General features: G+C 67.8%; 27 protein-coding genes. 16 read left to right on the top strand and 11 right to left on the bottom strand.

Annotated elements, in window-relative coordinates; translation table 11 throughout:
• The first annotated feature begins 70 nt into the window (after positions 1-70).
• The 10 genes from ACXJKM_RS09730 to ACXJKM_RS09685 all read left to right on the top strand — a co-directional run bounded on the left by ACXJKM_RS09730 (position 71) and on the right by ACXJKM_RS09685 (position 7,878).
• On the top strand, positions 71-1,132 hold the full coding sequence (locus ACXJKM_RS09730) for a sensor histidine kinase (RefSeq protein ID WP_457351995.1): 1,062 nt from the start codon (positions 71-73) through the stop codon (positions 1,130-1,132).
• Positions 1,129-1,770, top strand: coding sequence for a response regulator transcription factor (locus ACXJKM_RS09725; RefSeq protein ID WP_457351993.1), 642 nt, complete (start codon positions 1,129-1,131; stop codon positions 1,768-1,770). The genes ACXJKM_RS09730 and ACXJKM_RS09725 overlap by 4 nt, the downstream gene beginning before the upstream one ends.
• Positions 1,767-2,444, top strand: coding sequence for a hypothetical protein (locus ACXJKM_RS09720; protein WP_457351992.1), 678 nt, complete (start codon positions 1,767-1,769; stop codon positions 2,442-2,444). Before ACXJKM_RS09725 ends, ACXJKM_RS09720 begins: the two co-directional genes overlap by 4 nt.
• A gap of 3 nt (positions 2,445-2,447) precedes the next feature.
• The gene (sctR, locus tag ACXJKM_RS09715; protein ID WP_457351990.1) at positions 2,448-3,113 is read left to right on the top strand and encodes a type III secretion system export apparatus subunit SctR; all 666 of its coding nucleotides are present in this window, start codon (positions 2,448-2,450) and stop codon (positions 3,111-3,113) included.
• On the top strand, positions 3,110-3,385 hold the full coding sequence (gene sctS, locus ACXJKM_RS09710; protein WP_056201193.1) for a type III secretion system export apparatus subunit SctS: 276 nt from the start codon (positions 3,110-3,112) through the stop codon (positions 3,383-3,385). Before sctR ends, sctS begins: the two co-directional genes overlap by 4 nt.
• A complete protein-coding gene (gene sctT / locus ACXJKM_RS09705) occupies positions 3,385-4,170 on the top strand; it encodes a type III secretion system export apparatus subunit SctT (RefSeq protein WP_457320420.1) in 786 nt (261 codons plus the stop codon). The genes sctS and sctT overlap by 1 nt, the downstream gene beginning before the upstream one ends.
• Before the next feature lie 152 nt (positions 4,171-4,322).
• Positions 4,323-6,062 (top strand): TIGR02594 family protein, encoded by a 1,740-nt coding sequence (locus ACXJKM_RS09700; RefSeq protein WP_457351988.1) that lies wholly within the window; start codon positions 4,323-4,325, stop codon positions 6,060-6,062.
• 85 nt (positions 6,063-6,147) lie between these two features.
• Positions 6,148-6,939 (top strand): hypothetical protein, encoded by a 792-nt coding sequence (locus tag ACXJKM_RS09695; RefSeq protein ID WP_056201205.1) that lies wholly within the window; start codon positions 6,148-6,150, stop codon positions 6,937-6,939.
• A 110-nt stretch (positions 6,940-7,049) separates the two neighbouring features.
• Complete coding sequence (locus ACXJKM_RS09690; RefSeq protein WP_457351986.1) at positions 7,050-7,271, top strand: hypothetical protein; 222 nt, start codon at positions 7,050-7,052, stop codon at positions 7,269-7,271.
• Entirely contained in the window at positions 7,264-7,878 is a 615-nt protein-coding gene (locus tag ACXJKM_RS09685; RefSeq protein WP_457351984.1) for a hypothetical protein, read from the top strand. The genes ACXJKM_RS09690 and ACXJKM_RS09685 overlap by 8 nt, the downstream gene beginning before the upstream one ends.
• Here the strand turns inward: ACXJKM_RS09685 and ACXJKM_RS09680 are convergent.
• Complete coding sequence (locus ACXJKM_RS09680; RefSeq protein ID WP_457351983.1) at positions 7,875-8,093, bottom strand: hypothetical protein; 219 nt, start codon at positions 8,091-8,093, stop codon at positions 7,875-7,877. The two genes, ACXJKM_RS09685 and ACXJKM_RS09680, sit on opposite strands and share 4 nt — an antisense overlap.
• Positions 8,094-8,365: 272 nt before the next feature.
• Between ACXJKM_RS09680 and lepB the strand changes: the two genes are divergently transcribed.
• Positions 8,366-9,277, top strand: a complete 912-nt coding sequence (gene lepB, locus ACXJKM_RS09675; RefSeq protein ID WP_457351981.1) for a signal peptidase I — start codon at positions 8,366-8,368, stop codon at positions 9,275-9,277.
• Between the two features lie 22 nt (positions 9,278-9,299).
• On the opposite strand, the gene ACXJKM_RS09670 is transcribed toward lepB, so the two are convergent.
• From ACXJKM_RS09670 to ACXJKM_RS09655, 4 genes are all read right to left on the bottom strand, one after another.
• Complete coding sequence (locus ACXJKM_RS09670; protein WP_457351979.1) at positions 9,300-10,295, bottom strand: hypothetical protein; 996 nt, start codon at positions 10,293-10,295, stop codon at positions 9,300-9,302.
• Positions 10,296-10,378: 83 nt separating this feature from the next.
• Positions 10,379-11,056, bottom strand: coding sequence for a DUF3108 domain-containing protein (locus tag ACXJKM_RS09665; RefSeq protein WP_457351977.1), 678 nt, complete (start codon positions 11,054-11,056; stop codon positions 10,379-10,381).
• Positions 11,057-11,360: 304 nt separating this feature from the next.
• A complete protein-coding gene (locus ACXJKM_RS09660) occupies positions 11,361-12,119 on the bottom strand; it encodes a helix-turn-helix domain-containing protein (protein ID WP_457351975.1) in 759 nt (252 codons plus the stop codon).
• Positions 12,116-12,577: a phosphopantetheine adenylyltransferase gene (locus ACXJKM_RS09655; RefSeq protein ID WP_457351973.1), complete on the bottom strand. Its 462-nt coding sequence runs from the start codon at positions 12,575-12,577 to the stop codon at positions 12,116-12,118. Before ACXJKM_RS09655 ends, ACXJKM_RS09660 begins: the two co-directional genes overlap by 4 nt.
• Positions 12,578-12,609: 32 nt before the next feature.
• On the opposite strand from ACXJKM_RS09655, the gene ACXJKM_RS09650 reads away from it, so the two are divergent.
• Entirely contained in the window at positions 12,610-12,927 is a 318-nt protein-coding gene (locus tag ACXJKM_RS09650; protein ID WP_457351971.1) for a DUF2834 domain-containing protein, read from the top strand.
• Here the strand turns inward: ACXJKM_RS09650 and ACXJKM_RS09645 are convergent.
• From ACXJKM_RS09645 to ACXJKM_RS09625, 5 genes are all read right to left on the bottom strand, one after another.
• Positions 12,896-13,507: an HD domain-containing protein gene (locus ACXJKM_RS09645; protein WP_457351969.1), complete on the bottom strand. Its 612-nt coding sequence runs from the start codon at positions 13,505-13,507 to the stop codon at positions 12,896-12,898. The two genes, ACXJKM_RS09650 and ACXJKM_RS09645, sit on opposite strands and share 32 nt — an antisense overlap.
• Positions 13,508-13,882: 375 nt before the next feature.
• The gene (locus tag ACXJKM_RS09640) at positions 13,883-14,629 is read right to left on the bottom strand and encodes a DUF695 domain-containing protein (protein WP_457351967.1); all 747 of its coding nucleotides are present in this window, start codon (positions 14,627-14,629) and stop codon (positions 13,883-13,885) included.
• A gap of 117 nt (positions 14,630-14,746) precedes the next feature.
• On the bottom strand, positions 14,747-15,322 hold the full coding sequence (locus ACXJKM_RS09635; protein ID WP_457351965.1) for a DUF3885 domain-containing protein: 576 nt from the start codon (positions 15,320-15,322) through the stop codon (positions 14,747-14,749).
• A gap of 127 nt (positions 15,323-15,449) precedes the next feature.
• Entirely contained in the window at positions 15,450-16,541 is a 1,092-nt protein-coding gene (locus tag ACXJKM_RS09630; RefSeq protein ID WP_457351964.1) for a hypothetical protein, read from the bottom strand.
• Between the two features lie 660 nt (positions 16,542-17,201).
• The gene (locus ACXJKM_RS09625; protein WP_457351962.1) at positions 17,202-17,852 is read right to left on the bottom strand and encodes a TetR/AcrR family transcriptional regulator; all 651 of its coding nucleotides are present in this window, start codon (positions 17,850-17,852) and stop codon (positions 17,202-17,204) included.
• Between the two features lie 66 nt (positions 17,853-17,918).
• Here ACXJKM_RS09625 and ACXJKM_RS09620 point away from each other — a divergent pair, with 66 nt between their 5' ends.
• The 3 genes from ACXJKM_RS09620 to ACXJKM_RS09610 are packed head-to-tail and all read left to right on the top strand — an operon-like array spanning position 17,919 to position 23,616.
• A complete protein-coding gene (locus tag ACXJKM_RS09620; protein ID WP_457351960.1) occupies positions 17,919-19,415 on the top strand; it encodes an efflux transporter outer membrane subunit in 1,497 nt (498 codons plus the stop codon).
• Positions 19,412-20,524, top strand: coding sequence for an efflux RND transporter periplasmic adaptor subunit (locus ACXJKM_RS09615; RefSeq protein WP_457351958.1), 1,113 nt, complete (start codon positions 19,412-19,414; stop codon positions 20,522-20,524). The genes ACXJKM_RS09620 and ACXJKM_RS09615 overlap by 4 nt, the downstream gene beginning before the upstream one ends.
• Entirely contained in the window at positions 20,521-23,616 is a 3,096-nt protein-coding gene (locus ACXJKM_RS09610; protein WP_457351956.1) for an efflux RND transporter permease subunit, read from the top strand. Before ACXJKM_RS09615 ends, ACXJKM_RS09610 begins: the two co-directional genes overlap by 4 nt.
• A 65-nt stretch (positions 23,617-23,681) precedes the next feature.
• Here the strand turns inward: ACXJKM_RS09610 and ACXJKM_RS09605 are convergent, their stop codons facing one another.
• The gene (locus tag ACXJKM_RS09605) at positions 23,682-24,437 is read right to left on the bottom strand and encodes a tRNA-uridine aminocarboxypropyltransferase (protein ID WP_457352325.1); all 756 of its coding nucleotides are present in this window, start codon (positions 24,435-24,437) and stop codon (positions 23,682-23,684) included.
• Positions 24,438-24,615: 178 nt separating this feature from the next.
• Here ACXJKM_RS09605 and ACXJKM_RS09600 point away from each other — a divergent pair, with 178 nt between their 5' ends.
• Positions 24,616-26,721 carry a dockerin type I domain-containing protein gene (locus tag ACXJKM_RS09600; protein ID WP_457351954.1) on the top strand — a complete coding sequence of 702 codons (2,106 nt, stop codon included), beginning with the start codon at positions 24,616-24,618 and terminating at the stop codon, positions 26,719-26,721.
• Positions 26,722-26,742 lie beyond the last annotated feature (21 nt).

Genomic DNA, 26,742 nt, shown 5'->3' with positions numbered 1-26,742 from the left:
CGCCGCTCGGCCGTCCGAAGGCGCGCAGCTCCCGCTTGGCGGGATCGCGCGCAGCGCGAAGGGTGCCTCAGTGCGCCGCGTCGACGCCGATCTGCTGCACGCCCTGGGCGAACTGGGCGAGGCCCTGGCCATCCTCGATGGCGACTTCCTCGTCGCGCTCAACGCGCCCATGCAGGCTCTGCTGCCGGGCGAGATCGGCGGCCTGGCCGAGGACTGGGCCCAGCCGCTGCATGGCCTGGCCAGCGCACTCATGGCGCCGCTGGGCGCGCGCACACGCTGCGGCGTCAGCGGCGAATACGTGGCCCAGCGCGTGGCCCTGGACGCCCGCCATGTGCTGCTGCGCCTGGACGACGAACGCGAACGCCTGCACCACCTGCAGCGCCAGCTCGACGACCGCGAGGGCCTGCTGTTCACATCGCGCTCGCTGACGGTCAGCGAGATGGGCAGCGTGCTGGCGCATGAGCTGAACCAGCCCATCGGCGCCACCGCCAACCTGTTGCGCGGCCTGAAGCTGCGCCTGGCCCGCCGCCATCCGGATGACACTGACGAGCTGGCCGCGCTGGACAAGGCGGTGCAGCAGGTCACGTATGCCAGCCAGATCATCGGCCGGGTGCGCGAGTACACGCAGTCACGCCAACCCAAGACCGAGAGGCTGGACCTCGTCGAGCTCGTGCACCAAAGCCTGGGCCTGCTCGACTGGGACCTGCAGCGCGAGGCCGTGCGCCTGGTGCTGCGTCTGCCGATGCAGCCCGTGCCGGTGCAAGGCGACGCCGTCATGTTGCAGCAGGTGCTGATCAACCTGCTGCGCAATGCGCTGGACGCGCTGCGCCTGGACCGGCCAGCCGAGCCGCTGATCGACATCGAGCTGGTCGTCGACGGTGCCCGCGCCGAGTTGCGCGTGGCCGACAACGGCCCCGGCATCACGCCGCAGACTGAAGCCCGGCTGTTCGTGCCCTTCAGCTCCACCAAGCCCAACGGCATGGGCCTGGGGCTGTCCATCTGCCGCTCGCTGATCGAGATGCACCAGGGCCGGCTCTGGTTCACGCGCCGCGACGCCGGCGGCTGCTGCTTTCACTTCGCTCTGCCGGTGACGGCGGCGGCGACCCCACCCACTCTGGAGAGGACGACATGACCCCTCGGCAAATCTACGTGGTGGATGACAACCACGAGTTCCGCGACTCGCTGCGTTTCTGGCTCGAAGGCTTCGGCTGCCAGGTGCGCGACTGGGGCGACCCGCGCGATGCGCTGCAGTCACTGGCCCGCGTGGCCGTGGGCACGACCTGGCCCGAGTCCACCTGCCTGATGCTGGACGTGCGCATGCCCGAGCTGTCGGGGCTGGACCTGCACGACGCACTGCGCGAGCGCGGCATCCACCTGCCCGTCATCTACATGAGCGGCCATGCCGACGTGCCGCTGGCCGTGGCCGCGATGCAAAAGCGCGGTGCCGTCTCGCTGCTGGAGAAGCCGCTGGACGACGTGGCGCTGAGTGCGGCCCTGGACCGCGCCTTTGCGCCGACGGATGTGGACAGCGGCATCGACACCGAAGTGGAAGGCTCGCGCGAGGAGTTCGAGCGCCGCTCGCAGACGCTGTCACCGCGCGAGCGCCAGGTGCTGTCCCTCGTCGTCAAGGGCCTGATGAACAAGAACATCGCCGACGAGATCAAGCTGTCGCTGAAGAGCGTGGAGCTGTACCGCTCGCGCGGCATGCGCAAGATGAAGGCGCGTTCGGTCACCGAGCTGACCCGCATCATGGTGAGTCGCCGAGCATGAGCTTCATTCCCCAAGCACTGACGCAGGCGTCGAGCTGGCACTACCTGTGCGGCCAGGCGCGGCTGTGCATCAGCGCCGATGATTTCGAGACGGGCGATCTGGTGTCCTGCGCCGCAGAGGCCGCCGTCGTGCTGGATCTGGCGGGCGAACTGCTGGACGCCCTGGCGGCCGCGGGCCTCGTGTCTGCCGCGGATTGGCAATGGGTGGCGCAGTCGGGCGCCATCAGCGTGAGCGGTGCCCAGGCCAGCTGGCGGGGCGCCGAGGTGCAGGCGCAGCTGTCGCTGCCCTGGACGACGTTGCGCGCGCTGGGCGAAGCACCCGAAGTGCCCGGCCTGCAATGGCACGCAACCGCGGCCGAATGCGTGCTGGCGCAGTGGCGGCTGGGCGACGAGGAACTGGCCGCGCTGGAGCCGGGCGGACTGCTGTTGCTGGAAGCGCCGGCCTCTCGCCAGCTGCGCGCACGGGCTGAGCCCACGGGTGAAGCGCCGTGGCAGCTGGTGGCGCGCTGGGAACAGCCACTGCCGCTGGAGGTCGTGATGGGCTGGAACGGGCCGCCGCCTGCGGCGCCGATTCAATGCCAGCTCATCGATGCCACCCGCCCAGACGTGCCGCGTGCCCGCGGACGCCTCGTGCCGTGGGGCACGGGCCAGGCCTTGCGCATCGAGGCGGTCTAGCCGATGGACCTGAGCACTTTCACGCCGGCCTCGGCCCTCATCACCGTCATCCTGCTGGCGCTGGCGCCCTTCGTGGCGGTGATGATCACGTCCTTCACCAAGCTCGTCGTCGTGCTGAGCCTGCTACGCAATGCCATGGGCCTGCAGCAGGTGCCGCCCAATGTCGTCATGAACGGCCTGGCCCTGGTGCTGAGCATCTACGTCATGTACCCGGTGGGCTTGGAGATGCAGGAAAGCCTGAGCGCCATGCCGGCCACCAAGGCCGGCTCGGCGTCGACCAGCCAGATGGTGGCCGCGGCCGACGTTGCCAAGGAGCCGCTGCGCGAGTTCCTGATCAAGCACAGCCGGCCGCTGGAGCGTGCCTTCTTCCTGAAGACCGCGCAGCGCAGCCTCAAGCCCGAGCAGGCCCAGGCCTTGAGCGAGCGCGACTTCCTCGTCATCGTGCCGGCCTTCACGGTCAGCGAGCTGACGGTGGCCTTCGAGATCGGCTTCCTGATCTTCCTGCCCTTCCTCGTCATCGACCTCGTCATCTCCAATATCCTGATGGCCATGGGCATGCAGATGCTGTCGCCCACCACCGTGTCGCTGCCCTTCAAGCTGCTGCTGTTCGTGCTGATCGATGGCTGGGTCAAGTTGACGCACGGCCTCGTCTTGACGTACCAGACATGAACAGCGAAGTCATCCAACTCACCCAGCAGGCGCTGTGGCTGGTGCTGCTGCTATCGGCGCCGCCCATCCTGGTGGCGGCCATCGTCGGGCTGCTGATCGCCTTCATCCAGGCGGCCACGCAGCTGCAGGAGCAGACGGTGCAGTACGTGGCCAAGTTCTTCGCCATCGTCGTCACCATCTTCATCACCGCCTCGCTACTGGGCGGCAGCCTCTACCGGCTCGGCGACAAGGTGTTCAGCGAGTTCCCTGGCCTGGTCAAGATCAACCGCTGATGCTGGAGTTCTGGATCGGGCATCCCACCGATGCCGTCCTGCTGCTCGGCCTGTCCACCATGCGCGTGGCGGTGGCCTTCCTGCTGGTGCCACTGTTCACCCAGGACCTGATCCCGGCGCTGATCCGCAACTCGCTCTTCGTCGCCCTGGGCCTGCTGGGCCTGCTGGTGCAGGAGATCAAGCCGCTGCAGCTGAGCGGCTGGCAGTGGGCGATGCTCTACGGCCGCGAGGCCATGCTGGGGGCGGCGATGGGCTTCCTGTTCGCCGGGTTGATGTGGTCCTTCGAGATGGCCGGCCAGCTCATCGACACCAAGGTGGGCTCGTCCCAGGCCCAGGTGCTGGACCCGTTGTCCGGCCACCAGACCTCGCTGACCGGTGCCTTCCTGGCGCGCCTGGCAAGCTGGGTCTTCATGGCCTCGGGAGGCTTCATGCTGTTCGCCGCACTGCTGCTGGACAGCTTCGCGCTGTGGCCCGTCCACGGCGCCTGGCAACTGCTGCCCAAGGGCATGCTGGCCTTCGAGGCGGAGTTCGGCCGCATGCTGCGCCTGGCCTTGATGGTCGCCGCACCGTCGCTCGTGCTGCTCTACCTGGTGGACGGCGTGCTGGGCCTGATCAACCGCTATGCCCAGCAGCTCAATGTGTTCAGCCTGTCCATGTCCATCAAGGCCGTGGTGGGCCACCTGGTGCTGCTGCTGCAGCTGGGCAGCCTGGTGGCGCTGATGAACGACGAGCTGCTGGCCCGGCCCAGCGTGGTGACGGACCTGCTGAAGCGCCTGTTCGCCTGAGGATTGCGGCCAACCCTAGAGCGCGCCCGGCCGTACGTTCTGAAACAGCAGCGCCCGCAATTGCCCGGTCCGCGGCGCTGGTCTGAAATGGGCTGACCGACGCGATGCGCGATGCGCTCATCGCCCCATCAGGACAACGCCAAGGGCACCCCATGAGCATCGTTACCCGAACCACGTCGGCCTCCCCGGCCGTGAACGACACGACGCCGCCCGCCGGCCGCAGCTACGAGGTGCAGCACGGTGACAGCCTGAGCCGCATCGCCAAATCCAACGGCGTGTCGGTGCAGGCGCTGCTGGACGCCAACCCGCAGGTGCGCAACCCGGACGTCATCTACCCGGGCAGCCACCTGACGATCCCGGCGACGCACTACACCGTCCAGCGCGGTGACACGATGCAGCACATCGCGGCCGACCACGGCCTGACGCTGCAGGCGCTGGTGGGCGCGAACCCGCAGGTGCGCAACGCCGACCTGATCCACGTCGGCGACACGCTGAACCTGCCGTCGGTGGGCCATCTGGTGGACGGCCTGCCTGTCGTCGGCTCCGTCGGCCTGGTGCACGACACGTTGCTGCCGGTCTACATGACGGACCCTCGCTACCGCAGCGACATCGGCAAGGCCGCCATCGCCAGCGGCTCGGCACAGTCCACCGTGGAACTGGGCATGACCCGGGCGCTCAACGCCGACCCCACCGGGAAGCGCGATGTGACGCAGCGCCAGATCGCCGAGCCCGCGCTGGCGCGCACCGACGGCACGCGCAACGCGCCGACGCTGAACCTGCAGCGCTTCACCGACCCGTCGCTGGGCTCGAACGCGCTGGCCGCCATCGTCATCGGCAATGCCGAAGGCACGCGCCGCCCGGACGGCGGCTTCACCGCGGCCTATGGCGGCCACACCGACCCGGGCAACGCGGTGCACAACCGCGGCTCTTTCTCCTACCAGCATGCGGCCTCCAGCCCCGCCGATGCCGACCGCCGCCAGCTGACGACGCTGCAGGGCCAGCTGCCGGCCTACGAGGCGGCCGCGCGCCGCGCCGGGCTGGACCCGAACAACGCGCGCCTGGCCTCGGCTTACCTGGACCTGTACAACCAGTCGCCCAGCGCCGCCGGCCGCTTCCTGAACCAGCTCGGCACGCTGCGCGGCCAGCCCATCGACGCGGCGCATATCACCAACCTGCGCGTCAACAGCTATGTCGACGCCTCCACCGGACAGCGCTTCCGGCTCAGCGGCGGGGGCCAGGCAGGCAGCGGCTTCGTCAACATCGCCAACCGGCAGGTGCACGGCACGGCGACCGAAGCCCAGGTGCAGGCAGTCATCCGCGCCGACCAGAAGCGCCGCACCGACGCGGTCGACAGCGCGCTGAACCGTCAGGGCTTGCTCAACGGCACGGCCACCGCGCCGACCCCGGCCGCCACGGTGCCGGCCTCAGCTTCGGGGACCGGCAAGGCCGCGCGCATCCTGGATGTTGCCCGCGGCGAGATCGGCACCAAGGAGGTCAGCGGCGGGCGCGACAACCCGCGCGTGCTGGAGTACCACCAGGCCACGTCCTTGAAGGCCAGGAACGACGAGACCTCGTGGTGCTCTTCCTTCGTCAACTGGACGATGAAGCAGGCCGGCGTGCCAGGCACCAACAGCGCCGCCGCGCGCAGCTGGCTGAACTGGGGCACGTCCGTGCCCAAGGACGCGGCGCATGTGAAGCCGGGCGACGTCATCGTCTTCCCGCGCGGCAACAACCCGGCGCAGGGCCACGTCGCCATCGTCGAGGCCGTGCTGGCCGACGGCCGCGTGAAGGTGGTCGGCGGCAACCAGGGCAACGGGCCCGGCAACCCCGACGGCGTCAACGAGAAGGTACGCTCGCTGTCCGAAGCCATTGGCGTGCGCAGGGCGCCTTGAGCGCGGCCGTCCATCCCACGGTTGGGTTGCACGCACGGCGGCGCGGGCCGGGATACTGGCCCGCCATCCCTTTTGCATTGGACCGATGGCCCGCTCCCTGCTGCCCTTGATCGCCTCGCTGCTTGCCGTGTTCAACGCGCAGGCCCAGGTCACCAAAGACCCGCTGCCCACGCGGCTGGTCTGCCACCCCAGCGACAACCTCACCGCCAACATCAGCTACGAAGCCAGCGGCGCGTTGCTGGGGGCGGGCGTGTATGCCACCTCCGGCACGCATGAATGCAGCGTGCAGTCGCAGGGCGCCGGCGTCGCGCAGCCCGACGGATCGGTGCGATTTGCCTGGACCGACGAGGTCGAAGGCAACAAGCGCTACCAGGCGATCGTGAAGCGCGTGGGCAACGAGGGCTACACGCTGGCCCTGCAGCCCGCCGGCTGCGGCACGATCGCGCTGCCGGCGGCCATCGCGCTGTCCATCCAAGGCAAGGCCTGCAAGGCCGGCGTGGACCGTGACGCAGCCTTCGTGCTGTTCTGGCGCCAGCTGCGCGAGGCCATTGCCAGGCGTGACGGCGAGCTGCTGCAACGGCTGTCGTTGCCCCAGCTGGAGTTCTCCCCGGACTCCGGCACCGTCAAGGCACCCGCCTCCGTCATCCGCAATGCCGCGACCTGCATCCCCGGCATCGTCACGACGGAGTCCGGCACCGACATCGGCAAGATGCTGAAAGCCATCGATACGCCGCAACTGGACAAGCCACCGCTGTCCAGGGTGGCCGACAACCGCGTGAGCACCGGCGCCTTCGAGGCGCGCTGGACTGCCCAGGGGTGGCGCCTGTCGTGGTTCAACACCTCGCCGGCGGTGTTTTCAACCTGCAAGCCGGGCTGAGCGCTCGTCGTCAAAATACCCAGACCCACGAATTAGGGGCAGCCGCAGTCGCCTTGGCGGACGAGCTTCGCTAAGCTGACCCTCAACTGCCACCCACCTCCGCCACAGCCATGATCGGCGCCCCGCTTTCCTCCTCCGCCTCGCTGTTTTCCACCGCGTCCCTCCGCCCGCTGAATGCCCCTGCGGCGGCGCCGCGTGCCGGTGAACCGGCTTGGCTGGACGGGCTGGGCGCCAGCGGCGCCGCCACGCTGCGTGCCGACGTGGCCGTCGACCAGCGCGGGCTTTCGGTCCAGCAGCACGCGGAGCGCGTGCTCGCCGCCCTCGTTGCCTGAACTGCTGGCCCAGCCGCGCTGGGCCGAGGCGGCCCAGGCGCTCATCGGCGGCTGCCTCGACCTCGGCCCCCGCCAGGAGGGCGCCATTGCGCTGATGGAGACCGTCTGCACCGGCCTGGGCGACCAGCTCTATCCGGCCTTTTTGCGCGTGCTGGCCGAAGTCAATCTGCGTGGCGAATATGCCGCCCGTGCCGCTGTCGCCCAGACCCTCGCGCAATCCCTCTGCCAGGGCCGCCTGCCCAGCGGTTCGCGTGCGGCCTGGGGTGCGCATCAGGCGGGCGTGCAGCGGCGCAGCCTGGGCCCCATCGAATACCTGTGCCTGGCCGCCTGGCCCCGCGCGGGCGAGTCGCGAGGAACGCCGGAGTTGTCGCCCGAGCAGTTCCAGACCCTGGCCAGCGCAGTGATGGAATTGCTGGACTGCGACGCCGAGGCGCGCACGCTCTACGCCGGCCACCTGTGCGCCGTCGCCGACGACCCGCTGGACGGCACCATGCCGCGCGAGGTGCGCGCGGCCCTGCGCGCATTCGCGCAGAGCTGGCGCAGCCACCCCGATGCCAGCCGGGCCTGCGCCGCCTTTGTCGACAGCCTCGGGCGGGCCGGGCGCTAGAGCTTGCTGATGGCCTCGTAGCGGGCCACGCCCACGACGCCAAAGACGGCGCGCGTGGACTGGCCTCCGAGGCTGGTCACGGTGATCGCCTGCTGCAGGGGCATCTGGCTGATCAGGGGCTGCGAGCCCATGGCGACCCTGCGAGAGGCCTGCACCTGGGCCAGTTCAATGGACCGGACGACAGCGTCCGTCGCCACGACGGTGGGAAGTTTCATCAAGGAAAGCGTCTGCATCGCGCGGCACCGTGCCGCGGCAGGGTCGGCGAGGCTTGCGTGGCAGCAGCCCGGACGACCCAACCGTGCATCCTAGGCAACGGACCGGTCCGCGCCGGGCGCGCCGTTGCACGGCGTGTGGCAGATTGCCGCCTGGCGGGCAACTCGCAACCCAAAGTCCCCCGGGGACGGTGCCGCGCCCAGCCGGCTCAAGCACGCTGGCATCATGCGCCGCCACGCACATGCAGGCCCTATCGCCACCCATCTCGACGCCCATGCCCAACAACAAACCCAAGAAGTGGATTGCAGCGGTTCTCGGTCTCCTGTCGCCGCCGGTCGGCCTGCTCTATGCCGCACACGCCAGGGCGGCCCTGGCCTATTTCGCTCTCAGCGTCGTGGTGGGCGTTGTCGGCTTCCTGTCGCCGGCATGGAGGCTGCCGGCCAATGCCACCGCGCTGCTGCTCATGGTCGCGGGTGCATCGCATGCGTACCGGCGCGCCAAGCACTACCCCGACGCGAAGCCACGCCCCGGCTACAGCCGCTGGTACGGCATCCTGGGCGTCGTCGCTTGCGTCATCACGGCGGTGCTGGTCTTCAGGGCCTTCTTCTTCGAGCCCTTTCGCGCCCCTTCGTCGTCCATGCTACCGACCATCCCGGCCGGCACCAGCCTCATCGTCCAGAAATGGGGCTATGGCAACTACGGGACTTTCGGTAAGACCTTCCTTCGCACGACCATCTCTTCGCCTCTGTCCCGAGGCGACTTGATCGTCTTCGAGTTTCCCGAGGACCGATCCGTCGTCTTCGTCAAGCGCCTGGTCGGCCTGCCTGGCGACCGCATCGCCTACCGCGGCAAACGGCTGTTCATCAACGGCGAGGCCGTGCCGTTGCGACCCGCTGGGGATTACTTCGATCCAGAATCCAAACGGACCATTCCCCAATTTGTCGAGACCCTGCCCGACAGCGAGCACGCCGTGCTGATCGGCGAGCAGCCCTTCTTCCTGCGGCCCGACTCGAAGTTCCCCTTCGCCGAGAAATGCTCCTACACCGTTGACGAGATGGCCTGCGAAGTGCCGCCCGGTCACTTCTTCACCCTCGGCGACCACCGCGACAACAGCCGTGACAGCCGGATGTGGGGCTTCCTGCCGGCCGATCACATCGTCGGCAAGGTCGTGTTCGTGGGGTCGTAGCCACGGGGCATGGTTGGCTGCCTCAAGGCGGATTGAAATGCGCGCCCTGGGTTTTGCAAGCTTCCTGCCGCGGGAGCGGCCATGGCTCAAGGCCTTCGGGCCTCAGGGCGCCTTCACCAAGGCCTGCAATACGGAATCCGCCGCACCCGGCAGCAGCGGCATCAACAGCGCGATCGCCTTGGGCCAATGCGCCAGCAGGAGCCCCTGGGGGGCTGGCATCCTCGCCGGCTGGGCCCTCCGGCGTGTTGCCCCGGGGCTCACGCTCATGGCATCGCTGCAGCCACGCGGCGGCGGACAGGAAGGCCGCTGCCAGTACCAGGCTGAGCATCAGCCCACCCATCAGGCTGACCGTGGGCGCCAGCGCCAGTGCGGGCTCGCGCGCTTCCTTGATCATCAGCGCCGCGCACAGCCGGTACATGGCCGTGAGGCAGGAGATCCAGATCAGCATGAGCGCCGCACCGCAATACAGCAGCCGGGTGATCGCGCGCATCTGCAGCATCCGGTGGTTGCCATGCGCGCCGGGGATCAGCAGCAGCGAGAACGCACACAGCAAGGCCGAACTGGCGACGAAGGCCATCGCGGCGTTGCAACTGCCCAGGAACCGGAAGCGGGGCGAGATCGCCGCGAGGTTGTCCACCATGGGACCGAAGGCCAGCAGCGAAACACCGAGATCGACCGTGTAGTGGTAGAGCGCGCTGCCTATCAGCGTCAATACGCCGAGGAACGCCACCCAGGCCGCGTGCCCAAGCCGCCGCCTGTGGCGCACCGCGCGGTCCAGTTCCAGGCCGCACACGCCGATCACCACCAACGCGGCCAGCCATTGCAGGAAGCTCAGGCACAGCCACCACAATGCCGCGTTGACCACCAGCGCCGCTTCGGCCAGCGGCGTCTTGGCGGGGTAGCCCGGCAGCAGCAGGGCCTTGAAATCAGGCTTGGGCACCGCGACGCGATTCAGCTCGACCAGCGCGTCCATGGCGCCCAGCAGCGCGACGATGGCGAGCACGGCCAGCAGCGGCATCACGGCACCGTTGCAGCAGGCAAGATAACCAACGAAGCTCCGCCAGGTGCCCGCCGCAGCCTGCGCAGGCTTGGCGGCTCCGCTCACGATGCGCGCCCGTTCTCGCACGACGGTACGCCCTCCTCGGGCAGGACCGTCGGCGCAGGCACCGGCGTTGGCATGAGCGTTATCGTCACTTCGTCCAACGTCACGCGCGCCGGCCGCCAAGATTCACTCGGCAGCAGCCGCAGCGCGATCAGGCCCTTGCTCTTTCGGCTTGCAATGCCGTACTGCAGCGGGCCGGCGTCCGTCGCGGCCACCGGCCCTTCGAACGTGGCCTCGTGCTCCTTCAATACCCCGCGCTCAATCACCCGGAAACGGTCATGGTCGCCCGGCTGATGCCTGGAAGCCAGCGCAATCAGCGCCACCTGGTAGGACATCGGATCCCAGGTCGGCCCATCCAGCGACACAGCCTGGGGGCTCGGCTTGCCGCCCAGCGTCGTCTTCGCCAAGCCGGCCACCCAGTCGAAACGCGTGTGGACGTTGTGCTCCGGGCTGGACTCATCGCGGTGCACGTATTCCATCGGCAGCAGCCGTTCGCCCTCGATGCGAATCACGCTGCATTCCTGGAAGCGGCGTTCGACGAAAGCGACGCTCACCGTGGTGCGCATCGTGTAGACGATGAAGCGCGACGAACGCCGCAACTCGATGCTGGCCAGAGCGGTGGCCGTCAGGAAGGCCACCTTCTGCCGCCCTTCGTAGCGCCCGCTGAAGGGTTGCACGGCGCTGGCGGGCTGAGCGCTGGCGCACTCAGGCGCCAGTACCCCCGCGAGCGTCATCGCAAGCAACGCGGTGGCCGTGGTGCGCCAGGCTCGGAATGGGCGCGAGCTTCGGGTACGGCGCATGCAGTGTCGGTGGGTGGGGTTTCTCAGGCCGAAAGGATGCAGCGGCCGCATCGCAGCCGCATCCTCACAACTGGTGACGGGCGCGGCGCTGGCCGCTCTGCGGCGCCAGACTTGCTCGGCGCTCTTTGTCAGAGCGTTGTGCTGTTCGGGTCAGAGTTCCCAAGACCCAAGATCGGCCGGCCTAGCCCTCCGCCAGCGCCAAACGCGTTGCCTCATCGGTAGGAAAGAGGTGCTCCACCTTCAGCGACGCCAGCGTGATGTCCAGCGGCGTGCCGAAGCTGGTGATGGTGGAGAAGAAGCTCAGCACCTGGCCGTCCGCCGCACGCAAGCGAAAGGCCAATACCGGCAGGTTGCCGGTCTCGACGGCGGCCCAGGGCTGCAGCGACGGGCGCAGCTCGTCCAGCAGCGCGCGCAGCCGCGGCAGGTGCTCGGCCTCGCGGCAGGCGCGGGCCCACATCTCGCCGCACAGCCAGGCCTCGTCCACGCACAGCGAGCGCAGGCCGCCGGGCGCAAAGACGGCGCGCAGCAGATTCAGCGGCTGGCCGAGCATCGCCTGGCCCGGCAAGCCCAGCAGTGTCATCAACCGCGCCAGGCCCTCGTTGGCCATGACGACGTTGTATTCGCCGTCCAGCACCAGGGCCGGCGCCGCGCCGTTGGCGTGGATCAGCTGCTCCAGCGCGGCGCGCACCGGCGCCATCTCGGGTGCGTCCAGCGCGCGCTCCGTGTGTGCGGGCGCGTAGCCGGCGGCCAGCAGGGCCTGGTTGCGCTCCTGAAGCGTCGCGCCGAGGGAATCGAGCAGCGCGATCAGCGTCTCGCGGCCGGCGCGCGCACGGCCCGTCTCGATGCAGCTGAGATGGCGTTGCGAGACGCCGGCGCGCAGCGAGAGCTCCAGCTGGCTGACGCGGCGCGACTTGCGCAGGGTGGCGAGGGTGGCGGTCATGGGGATGGCATGGGTAGCAGGTGAACGATGCTGGCGACGAGCAGCAGGATCAGCGCGAGGACATCCAGCTTGAAGACGGTGGCCAGGGCCGACGATAGCGGACCGGCCTGCAAGGCCAGCAGCAGGAAGGATGCGACGCTGACGAGGCCCGCGACGAGCCCGAGGCCGCGCAGCGCCGGCTGCCAGGCGGCCCAGGCGAGAAGGGCCGCGAGCAGGCCAAAGAGCACGGCGCGGTGGCGCAGCAGCAGCTCCAGCGCGGGGTCGCGGGCATCGACGCCGTAGAGCGCAGACAGCTTGGTGGCGCCGAGCACGCCGGCCAGCGGCAGCGCATGCAGCAGGGCGACGAGGGCCAGCGCGAGGGGCACGAACAGCTTCATGGGGCCGGACCATAGGCCATGCATCGCGCTGCCGCGATGACCTCCCAGGTCATTGCGGCGGTGCATGCGACTGGCGAGCATGAGGCCATCAACCACCCTCCAAGGAGATCGTCATGAGAACCGCCCTGATCCTCGCCCTCGCCGCCTTCGGTGCCTTCTCGACCTATGTGATGTGGCAGGTCGGCTACCTCGGCATCTGGCAGGCCGGCATGAGCAGCCTCGGTGCCTGGCAGGTGCTGGCGGACCTGGTGATCATGTCGTGGATCGCGCTGGGCTTCATCTGGCGCGACGCGCGGCAGACCGGCCGCACGGTCTGGCCGTTCGCGCTGATCACGCTGGCGGCCGGGTCCTTCGGGCCGCTGCTCTATCTGCTGCTAGAGCCTTCGGGCCGCAGCGAGTTCAAGGCGGGGTCGGCTGTGCCAAGCCGCTGAGCGCGGTTTGCAGATTGGCACGTGCCTGCACCTCGAAACGCTCGCGCAGGGCCGGCGTGCCGTAGAGCGCGGGCCGCGCCAGAAAGCCGGCCAGGATGGCACCGCGCTTTTCATTGAAGACGGCCGCCGGCACATGGGCGTATTCGCGGCGGATCTGCGCCTCGTACTCGGCAAAGCGCGCCGGCGCCGCGCCGAGGATGGCGAGGTCGATGTCGACGAGCAGCTGCTCGTCCGGTGTCTGCGGCGCAGCGCTGTGGCGCGTGGCCAGCACCAGGGCCGCGACGCTGTCGGCCACGTCGGCCGCCGCGCCCGCGTCAAGCAGCGCGGCCCGTGCCCAGTCGGCGCTCTGAGCCTCGTTGTCATGGCGATGCACGTCGTAGATCGCGTCGTGGAACCACAGCGCGATCTCGATTTCGGCGGGCCGCTCGGCGAGATGCGCAAACTCGTCGAACAGCGCCAGGCACTCGTCCAGATGCTGCTGCGTGTGATAGCCGCGATGCGGCTCCGCATAACGGGCCAGCAGCTCGGTCTGCAGAGCCTCGCCACCGCGAGCCCCCAACGCGGCCCAGGCCTGCTTCATACCGCCGCCGAGCGCGCGCGATCTGGCACGGCGAGAACGTAGCGGGGTCGGGTCAGCATGTAGCCATGTTAGGTCGGCCTGGCGAGGCAATGCGGTTGGCGGTCACGCGGCGCTCGCTCGAGGGGCGTGACTGTCGGTTTCGAGCTGATTGCGGCTCGTCGCGTCGAGGCCTGCTGAATAGCGGCTTTCGACCCAAAGCTGACGTCGCCTATGTTGAAGTGAACTGCCGAAAAGCTGTCGCTTGCCCTGGAGAGCGGTGGAAGGCAAGTCCCAACCCTGATGACCTTTAGCGAGGCTAAATCTTCCGCCCAATTCCTGGGTTTACGCAGGTCTCGGTGCTAGTCCCGCTTCCGAAGTCGACCAAAACGCCGTGGTTCAGCGGCGGCGCTCGACACTGGTCTCCCAACCGTCGTAATTGCCGCCGAGTTCCCGAGCCTTGCGATTGATAGCGATGGTGTGGCGTGTTATGTCTGCCAACTCCATGTTGCCCTTGTGGGTGAAGCGCACGACAACCTTCTTCTTGTCATCGGTGGACTCGACGGAGTTGACCGCATAGAAATTGAGGTTGGCCCAATCGGCAAATTGTCGAGCTTGGCTCTGGGCGGGGAAGTATGCCCAGTGAGACACCTCGCGAGGTGCTTCGGCAACGTCCCCCTGCGTTCTCAGGGAGTCAAGTACCCTCAGGTCACCAATTACCTGCCAGTCGTCGACGGAGGGATATAGCTCCTTCCAGAATCCACCCTTCGCCTGATCCAGCTCGACAGAGTATTGAAGCTGGTACGTGGTCTGTCCGGACACTGAGGCAACGATTTCTTTGGCCTTCTGCTCCTGAAAAGGCACGTAGAAATAAAAGGTACGGTGTCCCTTAACGGTCAGGCGGCCTACTTCGAGTCCGCCTCCAGAAACAACTGCAGCGTCGAGCAGATCCTCGACTCGCGAGACATCTGGAAACTCCTCTCCCGTTGGCATTCCCCGTGGCGTCGGCCGCTTGAACTGCAACCGCACTTGAAACAAGTAGGTTCGCGGATCCTTCTCGGCTATCTCCGCATAGCTCTTGTTGAAGCTGATGTATGCCAGATGCTCACCCATCTGCGCGGGAAACGTCTCCCATGCATCGGCCATATTGGTTCCTTGGTTCCTTGGTGCACTGGTGCCGCCAGCCTACCTCTAAGCTGGCTCAGGCGGACGTCTGCTCCTGGCCGGCACCTGCCTCACGCACTGCGTTGCCCGAACGTTGCCCTACTTCCTGTCCTCTCGCTTCGACATCCATGCATGGAACTTGGCCTCAAGGGAGCGGGGACTGCTCGTTGCTGGGAATAGATCCATTCCGCCATCGTAGGGACAGTAAATATTCTTGGTGGCCGGCGACACAAACGCCACGCCGGTCTCTTCCCAGTTTGCAACTTGCCTGGTGAGCGTGCCAAAGCACAGCGGCACCCAACGTGTTGCCAGAGCCCGCACACAGTAATACCCGTCCCCCTCGTACTGGATGCTCAGTCCGGTTGGTAGCCGGACCATGGATTCGCGCAATTGGTTCCCGGCAAGCATATGCTTTAGCTTGCCCTTCAGTCTTCGCTCCGATAGGTAAGACCTGTACACGTAGATCGGCTCTCCTGCCGCAAATAGCTCGTTCGCGACGGCTAGGTGGCGCCTCAGAACCTCCTCATGCTCAGACCCGCTCTCAGCGTATCGCTTGGATTCAGGCAAGGAATGGAAGCGAGTCCACCTGTCGTACAGATGACTACGAAGCACATGTCCAACTGGGGCAAATTCGGAGACTTCGGAAGTCCACCAGGAGAGCGGGTCGATGAGCATGCTTTGTGGGCCAAATCGCCGAGCGCGGGACGCCCGTAATGTGCCCATCATTTGAGCACTGCGCGGACAAGCGCCGCACGCCCGACATGCGACCTAGGTCCAATTCGTCCAGCTTGGCTCGTGTCACTCACCACGGCAACTCGACCTGTTGAATCTCATGGTGACCGAACGCCACTAAGGTCTTCCGTGCACGATCAATTCGTCGTGCAACAAAGCCGAGAAATTGGGTAAGTCGCTCTCGTGAACCAATGTCCCACACGGTCGTCCCCTCGGCTGCCGCGACATACAAACGGGTGCCGTCGCTGAACAGCGCGGTTGCGTTTTCCATGCCCAATAGGGGCCACCAGCCGTCAGCGCCCAACTTGCCTCCAGCCACCCCAAGAATCCGCACGCCCGGGTCGTGCTTCACTTCTTCACAGTCCTCGTCGTCCAAACCTACCGCGCCCCACACAGCGATGTGCTGTTCATCAATCCAGCAAGCTGGTTGGGTCCAGTCGTCACGCATTCCTAGGTCAATGATCGAGCTTCCGTCCTCGCTCTCCCATGGGTTGGATCCCAACCACTGATCGACGGACCAGATCCTCGGGATGGACGTGGGATGCCAGACCCATCCGTCGTCAAAAAGCAGCTTCCCGTCAGGGCTGGGTAGGACTTGCCCGTGGAAGTAGTCCAAATAGTGATCCGGCCGTTCGCCGGCCGACACATACGGAGCGATGTAGCGGTCGGTGAGGGCTGATCCAGTCGCCGGGTCTGCCGCGTCGAGGCGGTTCCACTCAGCGCGATGGACAAAGACATCGCGTCCGTACAGGCGAAGAAAGCAGGCGCTGAAAGGAACAGTTTCTTCGTAGTAGTCGCCCCCATCCAGTTGCAACGTCGTTCTGCCGGTTTGCGCCTCCACGACGATTCCCGTCCTTCCGCGGTCGACGACGACTGCGACATATGAACCGTCAGGCGAGGCGTGAAGGCAATACTTGGGCCCGCCGAAATGTGAGTCTTCTTCGCCGGGCGAGATCTCCGGCATATCAACGTTGCAAATTTGCGTGGAGGTACATAGCTGCAGGTCGAGGACATGCAGGGATCCATCCGCTGTTAGGACCAGTAGATGTCCATTCGCAGCTGCAACAGTGCAGGCGTCCAAGATGGCTGCGCCGGTCCATCGGAAGGTCTTCGAGGGGGACTCACAGCCCTCTGCAACCACGCCCTCGATGATTTGAAGCAAGCTGACTCCCTGAAGAATGTCATTCGATTGACAACTAGCAAGTTGCGCGGCCGTGGCCTGCAATGCAGTGCCAAGCCCTTGTGCAAGAGCGCGCCTCGAAGCAGAGGCCTACAACCCCGCACGCCGCGCCGGTACCTACAGGCAGCATCTCGGCGGGTGGAATTTAATCTACAGCAAGCAACTGAACCAACGCCCCGAAAGCAGCCGCTGGTGGCCGACCGGTTATGGCCGAGAGCTGACCTCGTTGGTCGGCTTCTCCCGCCGGAAGCGGGCCCTTCGCGTCAGAACTCCATCGAGCTGACGATCTGGCTTGCCCGTTGAACTTCACCCGCCGGCCGCCATGGAAATGGACGATCGCACCATCCCTTCTTTGATGCGCCGGCACCGGGAACCTGGGGTCAGGTGCTGCTTAACCTCGGCGCGGGTGGAACGGCGAAGAAGAAGCACGAGTACAACGTCAAGGTCAGGCGCGAAGGTGTGGACAGGGCCCTGGCTCAGATTCACATCATCTATCCGTAGCGAGGAGGCGGCGTTCTCCGCCTCACCTTGAAAAGCGCCAGAGAGCCGCTGGACAGGTTCTCGCGATGCAGCGCGACCCGGTTTGAGGGGGTGCCATGAACCGGCTCTACCAGTCGCGAAGTCCGCGGTCGGGCCATGGCGTCAAGGTGCTTTCGCGTAGGCCGCCATGAACACACGCACCGCCTCGCGCAGCAGTGCCCTGTCTTCCCGCGCGTCGGGCATGTCGAGCATCAACAAGCCGCGGATGTGGCCGTCGCCCAGGAACATCGACAGGAACAAATCCGCCGCCTGACGCGGGTGCCGGATGTTCAGCGCGCCCTGCGCATCGGCGCGGCGCAGATAGGCCGCCAGGTCGCTGATCAGCCGGTCGGCCCCCTGCCTGTAAAAGGCCAGGCACGCCTCGCGCTGCACCGCAGCGGCGCCATAGATCGAACGAAACTTGCCCAGCACTTCCTCCTCGCGCGCCAGCGTCAGGAACTGCTCTCCGACGGCCAGCAGCGCCTTCTGCGGCTGTGTCGGGTCCAGCGCTTCGACGCCCGCGACCCCCCCCATCACGCGGTCGGTGCGATCGCGAATCACCGCCTCGAACAGGCCTTCCTTCGAAACGAAGTGGCTGTAGATGGTCATCTTCGAGACGCCAGCTTCGGCGGCGATGGCATCGACGCTGGCCCGCTCCAGCCCGTGCGCATTGAAGTGGCTGTGCGCCGCTTCCACGATGCGCCGCAAGCGCTCGGGGTCGCGCGGCCGGCCGCGACGCGGTGGGGGCTCGACCTGCTTCTCGTTTTTAGGCATCGGCAGCTTCCTGTACTTGACAGTCCAATATATGCCATTAAACTTAATGGACTACAGAGTACAGTAATGAAGAACTTCACAACGCTTGCCCCGCGCCACGATCGCCACGCCGGCGCCCGACCGATCCGCCTCGTGTCGGCCGCCGCAGCGCTGGCGATCCTGTCGGCCTGCTCGGCACCGCCCGTGCAGCCGCCGACGCCTTCGGTGCCGCTGTCCGCCGCATTCGCGCAGGCTKGGCCGGCTGCCGCCGCTGTCCAGGTCCTGGATGGCGCCTGGTGGGCCGCCTACGGCGATCCGGTGCTGACGGCGCTGATCGACGAGTCCCTGTCTGCCAACCAGGATGTGGCGATTGCGCTGCAACGCGTCGCCCAGGCTCGCGCCGGCCGCGATGCCGCGGCCTCTCGTCTGTGGCCCACGGTGGGCGTGCAGGCCTCGGCCTCGCGCAGCGGCAGCGGGCTGCCCGACGCCGTCAAGCAAGGCATGCCCGACACGCGAGCGCTGCGTGCCGGTGTCGACGTGGCCTGGGAGATCGACCTGGCCGGCGGCGTGCGCGCGGCACGTGACGCGGCACAGGCTGATGCAGCCGCAGCGGCGGCCGGGGTCCAAGGCGCACGGCTGCTGGTGGCCAGCGAGGTGGCGCGGCAGTACTTCGTGCTGCGCAGCGCCGAGGAGCGTCTGCGCATCGTGCAGGCGCTCGCGGCGGCCCAGCGCGAAACGGCGACCCGCGTCGCCAGCCGCCTGCGCGAAGGCGAGGCCAGTGCCTTCGACCTGGATCGCGCGCGCGCCGAAGCCGGGGCGCTCGACGCGCAAGTGCCGCCGTTGCGAACGCTGGCGGGCACCTCGCAGACGCGGCTGGCCGTGCTGCTGGGCCGCAACCCGTCGGCACGCGTTGTTGACGAGAACGCAGGCTTTGCCTGGCCTGCTGCGCGCGAGATCGGCACCGGCCAGCCCAGCGAATTGCTGCGGCGCCGGCCCGACCTGATCGCTGCCGAGTCGCGCGTCGCGGCCGAGACGCTGCGCGGCGCCGAGGCGCGAGCCCAGTACTGGCCCAAGCTCTTTCTGAGTGCCTTGTTCGGTCGCGAGGACCTGCGGCTGAATGCACTCGATCTCGCGCCGGTGCATTTCTCGAACGTGGCGCTGGCCTTTGCCATGCCGGTCTTCAACGCCGGTCGCATCGATGCGGGCATCCGCGCGCAGTCGGCGCGGGCCGACGAGGCGCTGCTGGCCTGGCAGAAGGCGGTGCTGGTCGCCGTGCAGGAGGTCGAGGACAGCCTGCTCGTGCGCACCCAGGAGGCCGAGCGAGCCACTGCGCTGGCCAGCACGGTCGAGCATCGCCGCCGCTCGCTGCAGCGCGCGCAATCGCTGCAGCGCGAAGGGCAGATCGACCTGTTGGTGCTGCTCGACGTGCAGCGCTCGGTGCTGTCCAGCGAACTCACCCTGGCGGACAGCCGCCTTCAGCAGGTGCTGGCCGACGTGCAGCTCTACAAGGCCCTGGGTGGCGGTCTCGAGCCGACCCGTGCCGGCAGTGCCATGACTTCCTTTGCCGAGAGGGCATCCCAGTGAACAGAATCTTCTTTGCCGTATCCCTCCTGGCCCTGGCCGCCTGCAGCGGCCCGCCCGCGCCGATCGCCGCCGTCAAGCCGGTCTTCGTCACCACCGTGAGCCCCGCCGTGTCGGCGCAAAGTCGCAGCTTCACCGCCGTGGTCCGCGCCCGGGTCGAGACGGAGCTGGGTTTTCGCACCGGCGGCAAGGTGGTGGACAGGCTGGTCGAGGTGGGCGACACCGTGAAGGCCGGCCAGGCGCTGGCGCGACTGGACCCCGCCGACTACCAACTGGCCGTGAGTGCCGCCGCCAACCAGGTCCAGGCCGCGTCGGTGGATGCGCAGCAGGCCGCGTCCGACGAAGCGCGCTTGCGCCGCCTGCTGGCCGACGGTTCGGTGGGCGCTGCCGACCACGAGCGYCAGAAGGCGCGTGCCGACGCAGCCGACGCCCGGCTTGAGCAGGCGCGCCGCCAGCTCGACCTGGCACGCAATCGCGAGGGCTACGCGACGCTGGTGGCGCCCTATGCCGGCGTGGTCACCGCGCTGCGCTTCGAGCGCGGCCAGGTGGTGGCCGAGGGCCAGCCGGTGCTGTCGCTGGCCCGCGAAGGCGAACGCGAGATCGTTGCCGAACTGCCCGAGGAGTGGGTCGGCCGGGTGCGCACGCTCACCGCCACGGCCACGCCCTGGCAGGACGCCAAGTCACCCCTGAGGCTGGTGCTGCGCGAGCTCTCGCCGCTGGCCAGTGCGCAGGGCCGGACCTTCCGCGTGCGCTACGCGGCCGCCGCGGAATCGCGCGCGCAGGTCGGCGCGCTGCCACTGGGCAGCACCATGCAGCTGAACCTGTCCGGGCAAGCGACCGGGCCGGCGACCACCGCCGTGCCGGTCACCGCGCTGGTGAAGGCCAGCGCGTCCGCTGGGGTCTGGGTGCTCAACGCCAAGGGCTCCGGCCTGGTGTTCACACCCGTGCAGGTGGTGGCCATGGACGACACCCGGGTGCACGTCACCGGCCTGGCCGGTGGCAGCCGGGTGGTCAGCGTCGGCGCGCAGAAGCTCGATGCGGGCATCACCGTGCGCGCTGTCGAGCGCACGCCCGAAACCGGCGCGGCTGTCGTCGCCAGGAGCGGCTCATGAAACGCTTCAACCCGTCGGAATGGGCCGTCACGCACCGGCCCATGGTGCTGTTCCTGATCATCGCGACGCTCATCATCGGCGGCTTCTCCTTCAGCCGGCTGGGCCGCCTGGAGGACCCCAACTTCGACGTGCCGACGATGACGGCCATCGTCGTGTGGCCGGGCGCCACCGCGCAGGAGGTGCAGGACGAGGTGCTCAACCGCATCGAGCGCCGGCTGCAGGAGCTGGACCATTTCGACTACGTGCGCAGCTTCGCGCGCCAGGGCTATGGCGGTATCACGCTGTGGATGAAGGGCGGCAGTAGCAAGGCGGAGCTGGAGAACGCCTGGTACCAGGTGCGCAAGAAGATCGGCGACGTGCGCCAGGAGTTCCCCGAAGGCGTGCGTGGGCCGTTCTTCAACGACGAGTACAACGACCGCTACAGCGTGCTCTACGCGGTGAGTGCGCCCGAGCTGTCGATGGCCGAGCTGCTGACGGTCACCGAAGACGTGAAGCGGCGCATCCAGAGTGTGGCCGGCGCCGGCAAGGTCGACGTGCTGGGCAAGCAGGCCGAGCGCGTGTTCGTTGAAATCTCGACACGGCGGCTGGCGGCGATGGGCATCGCCCCGACCGCCGTGTTCGACGCGCTGGCGCGGCAAAACCTGGTGGCCCCGGCGGGCTCGGCCGATACCACCCACGATCGTGTGCAGGTGCGGGTGGACGGCGGCCTGCGCAGCGCGGCGGACGTCGCCAACGTGACGCTGGAGGTGGGCGGCCAACTGCTGCGGCTGGCCGACATCGCCACCGTGCGCACCGGCTACGAAGATCCGCCGAGCATGACCATCCGCCACAACGGCGTGCCGGTACTGGCCATCGGCGTGACCATGCAGGCCAACGGCAACGTGCTCGACTTTGGGCGCGCGCTCGACGAGCGGCTGGCGCAGGTGCGGCAGGAGCTGCCGGCGGGCGTGCAGATCCAGCAGTACGCGGATCAGCCGCGTGTGGTGGCGGAGTCCGTCTGGGAGTTTGAGCGCTCGTTCCTGGAGGCGCTGGCCATCGTGCTGGCCGTGTCCTTCCTGTTCCTGGGCTGGCGCACCGGCATCGTGGTGGCCGCGTCGGTACCGCTGGTGCTCGGGCTGGTGGCGGCCGTCATGTACGCCGCCGGCTGGGCGCTGGACCGCATCTCGCTGGGTGCGCTGATCATCGCGCTGGGCCTGCTGGTGGACGACGCCATCATCGCGGTGGAAATGATGGTGGTGAAGCTGGAAGAAGGCTGGGACCGCATGCGCGCCGCCACCTACGCCTACACGTCCACCGCGTTTCCGATGTTGACCGGCACGCTGGTCACGGCCGCCGGCTTCATGCCGGTGGGCTTCGCGAAGTCGATCGCCGGCCAGTACGCGGGCGGCATCTTCTGGGTCGTCGGCGCGGCGCTGATCCTGTCGTGGGTGGTCGCCGTGGTGTTCACGCCCTACCTCGGCGTGCTGCTGCTGCCGAAGAATCTTGCGGCCGGCACACACCACGACCCCTACGACCGGCCCGTCTACCGCCGGCTGCGCGGCRTCRTCGACTGGGCYGTGCARCRCCGGGCCTGGGTGCTGGGCACCACGGTGCTGGTTTTCGCCATCGCCGGCGCCGGCATGCTGATGGTCCAGCAACAGTTCTTCCCGACCGCGTCGCGGCCCGAGCTGCTGGTGGAACTGCGGCTGCGCGAAGGCGCATCGTTCGCCGCCACCTCCGCCCAGGTGAAGCTGCTCGAGGCGCGCCTGGCGAAGGACCCGGACATCGAGTTCTTCACCGCCTACACCGGCGCCGGCACGCCGCGCTTCTATCTGTCCATTCAGCCGGAGCTGCCGAACCCGGGGTTTGCGCAGATCGTCGTCAAGACGGCGGGTACCGAACAGCGCGAACGCGTGCGAGCCCGTCTCATGGAGCTGTTCGCCAAGGACGAAGTCCTGCCCGACGTCAACGCCCGCGTGACGCGTCTGGAGTTCGGACCGCCGGTGGGCTTTCCGGTCCAGTTCCGCGTGATCGGCCCGGACAAGGCGCAGGTGCGCGAGATCGCCTACCGGGTGCGCGACACGGTGCGCCAGAACCCGCTGGTGCGCGACACGCAACTGGACTGGAACGAGCAGGTCCGCTCGGTGCAGGTGCACGTCGATCAGGACAAGGCGCGGCTGCTGGGCCTGTCCAGCGCCGACATCCAGGGCCTGGTGCAGACCACGCTGGACGGCGCGCCGGTGACGCAGATCCGCCGCGGCGAGGAACTCGTCGACGTGGTCGTGCGGGCGACGCCCGAGGAGCGCAAGAACATTGGCCAGCTCGGCGACCTGCAGTTGTTCACGCGCAGCGGCGTCAACGTGCCGCTGTCCCAGGTGGCGCGAGTCGAGCCGGGCTTCGAGGAACCGGTGCTGTGGCGGCGCAACCGCGACATGGCGCTGACCGTGCGCAGCGACGTGGTCGACGGCGTGCAGGGCCCGTACGCCACGGCGCAGATCCGGCCGTCGCTGCAGCCCATCATCGACAGCCTGCCCACGGGTTACCGCATCGAGGAAGGCGGCGCCATCGAGGAGAGCGACAAGGCCAACAAGGCGCTGTTCGCGGTGTTCCCGGCGATGTTCGCGGTGATGCTGACGCTGCTGATGATCCAGCTGCAAAGCTTCTCGCGGCTGTTCATGGTGTTCATGACGGCACCGCTGGCGCTGATCGGCGTGGTGCCGGCACTGCTGCTCTTCAATGCGCCGTTCGGCTTCGTCGCGCTGCTGGGCGTGATTGCGCTGGGCGGGATGATCATGCGCAACTCCATCATCCTCGTCGACCAGATCGACCAGGACATCGCGCGCGGCGTTGCGCCCTGGGCGGCGATCGTCGATGCCACGGTGCGGCGCTCGCGCCCGGTCGTGCTGACGGCCGCCGCTGCGGTGCTGGCCATGATCCCGCTGACCCACAGCGTGTTCTGGGGGCCGATGGCCATCTCGATCATGGGCGGCCTTGTCGTGGCCACGGCGCTGACCCTCGTCTTCGTCCCGGCGCTGTACGCCGCCTGGTTCCGCGTCCGGCGCGACAGCCCCGCGCAGGCGCCCGACGCAGCACCCATGGCGGCCAGCGCGTGACGGGCTGCTCGCAGGCGCTGGACCCATGGCGGCACCAGCGCCACTTCGCCATGGCGCACATGCTGTCAGGCGGCGCGCACTGGCTGCTGAGCCCTCACCTCTTCCAAACGCTGATGCGCCGCGCCTTCCCAGGCGATGGGCAACTGGTTCTTGGCCTGGAGGTAGTGATGCGTGAAGACGCCCAGGTACGCGTCAAGCGTCTTGCCGGCGGCCTCGTCACCCGCCAGGTTCAGGCACTGCGCGGCCACCTCGCTGGTGCAGAAATGGTCGCCGCAACGTGACCGGCGCAGCCTGTATTGCGAGGCCTCGGCGGGCGCCAGGCTGAGCACCGGCATGGAGTTCAGGTAGGGGCTTCGGCTGAACATCTTGCGCGCCTCGGACCAGGTGCCGTCCAGCAGGATGAACAGCGGGCGCTTGGCTGCTCCGTCCTGGCCCGCGACGTGCGGCCGAACGGCATGCACCACACGCTCCGGCGCGGCGTACTGGCCCGGGAAGACGACGTAGGGATCCCAGGCCGGCTCGCTCAACAGGGCCAGGAGCGCGGGGTCGGGCTCGGTTCGCGACCAGCCGAAGGCGAAGGTGTCTGCGACGGTATCCGCGATCAGCCAACCGGTGTTGGTGGGCTTCAGCGGCTCGATGTCGGCCATCAGCAGGCACACCGCGGCGCGCGTGTTCACCGACGGGCGCAAGGCGCACATGCAGTGCGTGGAGACCAGCCGGCAGCCTTCGCAGCGCTCGCGCTTGAAACCGCCGCGAGCCGAGAACGGTTTGGTGGCACTCGCCAGGCGCGCGGCGCGCAGAAGGGATACGGCATGAGACATGCGCGGATTGTCGGAGCACTGCTCATCCAAACGGATGCCCCCATCCCATCCGTCTGTCGGCTGTGCAACCCGGGCGGCGCTTCCTAGACTGCCCTGCAACGAGTGGATTGCGAGCGGGCCAAAGCCGTTGACGCGGCGGATGGGCGGCCAGCCCGATCCAGTTGACAGGGAGATTTCCATGCTGACTTCCTCGATTGCGCGTAGCGGTCGACGCCTTGCCGCGCTGCTGGCGCTGGCCGGGGCCGCACTGTGCTGCCCCGCCCCCGCGCTGGCCCACAACGACGGCGCCTACTGGCACGACTCCGGGCCCGCGGCGCACAACCCCCAGTGGATGCTGACCCTCGGCGCCACGAAGAAGCTCACCGAGCTGTCCCTGCCGGGTACGCATGACAGCGGAACCTTCCACGGTGTAGGCGGCCCCATCGCGCAGACGCAGACCATGACCATCCGGGAGCAGCTGGATTCGGGCATCCGTTATCTGGACATCCGGCTCAAGTACTACGACCTCCTTGCGCTTCAAGACTGCAACCAGTACTACCAATCGTCGAACTGCGCGCTGCTCGTGTTTCACGGCGGTGTCGACATGTTCCTGCCTTTCGAGAGCGGCGTACTGCAGCCGACCGTCGCCTTCCTGAAAAGCAACCCGTCGGAACTGGTCATCATGAGCGTCGTCATGGAGACGGCCGACTGCAAATGCGACCCAGCGCCTGCGCTCGACGCATTGCTGGAGCAACCCGCCGTCATCGATGGCGTGGCCACAGGTCAAAAGTATGCGGACTATCTGCTGCCCGCCACTTGCCCGGGTCCGGCCACATTGACCTTGGGCCCGGTGCCCCCGCTCAATTCGAAACCCGATCCGAACTCGTGTGACGCACGCGGCAAGGTCCTGCTGACCCACCAATACATGGGTCCGCTGTCCACCCGCCACTACTACCGGCCCATCATTTCGATGGGATACACGGCCGTGCTGTTCGACAAACTCCGCAGCAATCTGGACCTCTATCACCGGCTCTGGCTGCCCGTCAAAAGCCATCTGGCAGACGCAGCCAATATCACCGGCACCAGCCAGCTCTACTACGTTGGCAGTGGTGGCTCTGACGGCGGGTTTCCCTATTTCTTCGCCAGCGGCCATTCCAGCGCCGAGACGGGTGCCCCGCGCCTGTCGACCGGGCTGGTGGACGGCGCCACCGCCGACGCATTCACCTTTCCCGACTTCCCGCGCACCGCCTGCGCCCTCGGCCTGTGCACCATCTCCTACGAGGGCATGAACACGCTGATCGCGGACTATGTGATGCGTCCGCAGTTCCACCTCCCCGGCAGCCGCATCGGCATCATCCGCGCGGACTTCCCAGGGTCGCGCTTCATCACGGCGGTAGCCAGCGTGAACGCAGGCGTCACCTTCAACCGCCCGACCTTCGGCTACACCCTGGTGACCTCGGACAGCCGGCCCTACACCCCCGGTACCTGGACCAACCGGCAGGTCGTCATCACGCCCCAGTGCGACGTCGTCTGCATCGGCAATCGAGCGGTCGTGTCGGAGGACACGCCCAACGGCTTCAGCTACACCCTGACGGGCGGTGGCTACAGCGTCAGCTTCACGACCAGCCCCGTCAGGGTCGACCTGAAGCCGCCGACCATCAAGGCAGCCGCGACGACGCAACCCGGCGCAGCGGGCTGGTACACCGGCGACGTGGTCGTGCGCTTCACTTGCGCCGACACGGGCGGCTCGGGCGTCGCGGTCTGCCCCGACGACCTGGTCCTGAGCAAGCAGGGCACCGTGTCCTCCGGCTCGAAGTACGCCGTCGATGTCGCGGGCAACAAGAGCGACAGCAGCAACATCCTCACGGTCAAGATCGACAAGACACCCCCCGCCGTCGTCTACCGCGGCAACCTGGGCTCGTACGCGCCGGGGCAGAGCGTCGATATCACGTGCGAGGCCATGGACAAGGAGTCCGGCGTGGCGTCGACCAACTGTGCCGACATTCGCGGCCTGGCGTCTTCCTTCGGCCCGGGCAGCCACCGCTACAGCGCCATCGCCGCCGACGTCGCCGGCAACACGGGCATGGGTGCGGCCTCCTTCACCGTCGTGGCGTTGCCGGGCGATGTGAACTTCGACGGTGCCATCGACTGCCGCGACCAGGCCGTCGTCAAGGCCTCGTTCGGCAAGCGCGCCGGCATGCCCGGATTCGACGCGAGAGCGGACGTGAACGGCGACGGCGTGGTCGACATCCGGGACCTGGCGTTCATCGCGCAAAAGCTTGCCGCGGGCACGACCTGCCCCTGAGCGGCCGTCAACGAACTGCAT

Source organism: Roseateles sp. P5_D6, from assembly GCF_054049415.1.
This window is presented reverse-complemented; position numbering and strand designations above follow the sequence as displayed.

Coding starts and splice junctions, on each gene's coding strand:
- ACXJKM_RS09725 (WP_457351993.1), top strand. CDS start 1,129: ATGACCCCTCGGCAAATCTACGTGGTGGATGACAACCACGAGTTCCGC.
- ACXJKM_RS09720 (WP_457351992.1), top strand. CDS start 1,767: ATGAGCTTCATTCCCCAAGCACTGACGCAGGCGTCGAGCTGGCACTAC.
- sctR (WP_457351990.1), top strand. CDS start 2,448: ATGGACCTGAGCACTTTCACGCCGGCCTCGGCCCTCATCACCGTCATC.
- sctS (WP_056201193.1), top strand. CDS start 3,110: ATGAACAGCGAAGTCATCCAACTCACCCAGCAGGCGCTGTGGCTGGTG.
- sctT (WP_457320420.1), top strand. CDS start 3,385: ATGCTGGAGTTCTGGATCGGGCATCCCACCGATGCCGTCCTGCTGCTC.
- ACXJKM_RS09700 (WP_457351988.1), top strand. CDS start 4,323: ATGAGCATCGTTACCCGAACCACGTCGGCCTCCCCGGCCGTGAACGAC.
- ACXJKM_RS09695 (WP_056201205.1), top strand. CDS start 6,148: ATGGCCCGCTCCCTGCTGCCCTTGATCGCCTCGCTGCTTGCCGTGTTC.
- ACXJKM_RS09690 (WP_457351986.1), top strand. CDS start 7,050: ATGATCGGCGCCCCGCTTTCCTCCTCCGCCTCGCTGTTTTCCACCGCG.
- ACXJKM_RS09680 (WP_457351983.1), bottom strand. CDS start 8,093: ATGAAACTTCCCACCGTCGTGGCGACGGACGCTGTCGTCCGGTCCATT.
- lepB (WP_457351981.1), top strand. CDS start 8,366: ATGCCCAACAACAAACCCAAGAAGTGGATTGCAGCGGTTCTCGGTCTC.
- ACXJKM_RS09670 (WP_457351979.1), bottom strand. CDS start 10,295: ATGCCGCTGCTGGCCGTGCTCGCCATCGTCGCGCTGCTGGGCGCCATG.
- ACXJKM_RS09660 (WP_457351975.1), bottom strand. CDS start 12,119: ATGACCGCCACCCTCGCCACCCTGCGCAAGTCGCGCCGCGTCAGCCAG.
- ACXJKM_RS09655 (WP_457351973.1), bottom strand. CDS start 12,577: ATGCTCGCCAGTCGCATGCACCGCCGCAATGACCTGGGAGGTCATCGC.
- ACXJKM_RS09650 (WP_457351971.1), top strand. CDS start 12,610: ATGAGAACCGCCCTGATCCTCGCCCTCGCCGCCTTCGGTGCCTTCTCG.
- ACXJKM_RS09645 (WP_457351969.1), bottom strand. CDS start 13,507: ATGAAGCAGGCCTGGGCCGCGTTGGGGGCTCGCGGTGGCGAGGCTCTG.
- ACXJKM_RS09640 (WP_457351967.1), bottom strand. CDS start 14,629: ATGGCCGATGCATGGGAGACGTTTCCCGCGCAGATGGGTGAGCATCTG.
- ACXJKM_RS09635 (WP_457351965.1), bottom strand. CDS start 15,322: ATGCTCATCGACCCGCTCTCCTGGTGGACTTCCGAAGTCTCCGAATTT.
- ACXJKM_RS09625 (WP_457351962.1), bottom strand. CDS start 17,852: ATGCCTAAAAACGAGAAGCAGGTCGAGCCCCCACCGCGTCGCGGCCGG.
- ACXJKM_RS09605 (WP_457352325.1), bottom strand. CDS start 24,437: ATGTCTCATGCCGTATCCCTTCTGCGCGCCGCGCGCCTGGCGAGTGCC.
- ACXJKM_RS09600 (WP_457351954.1), top strand. CDS start 24,616: ATGCTGACTTCCTCGATTGCGCGTAGCGGTCGACGCCTTGCCGCGCTG.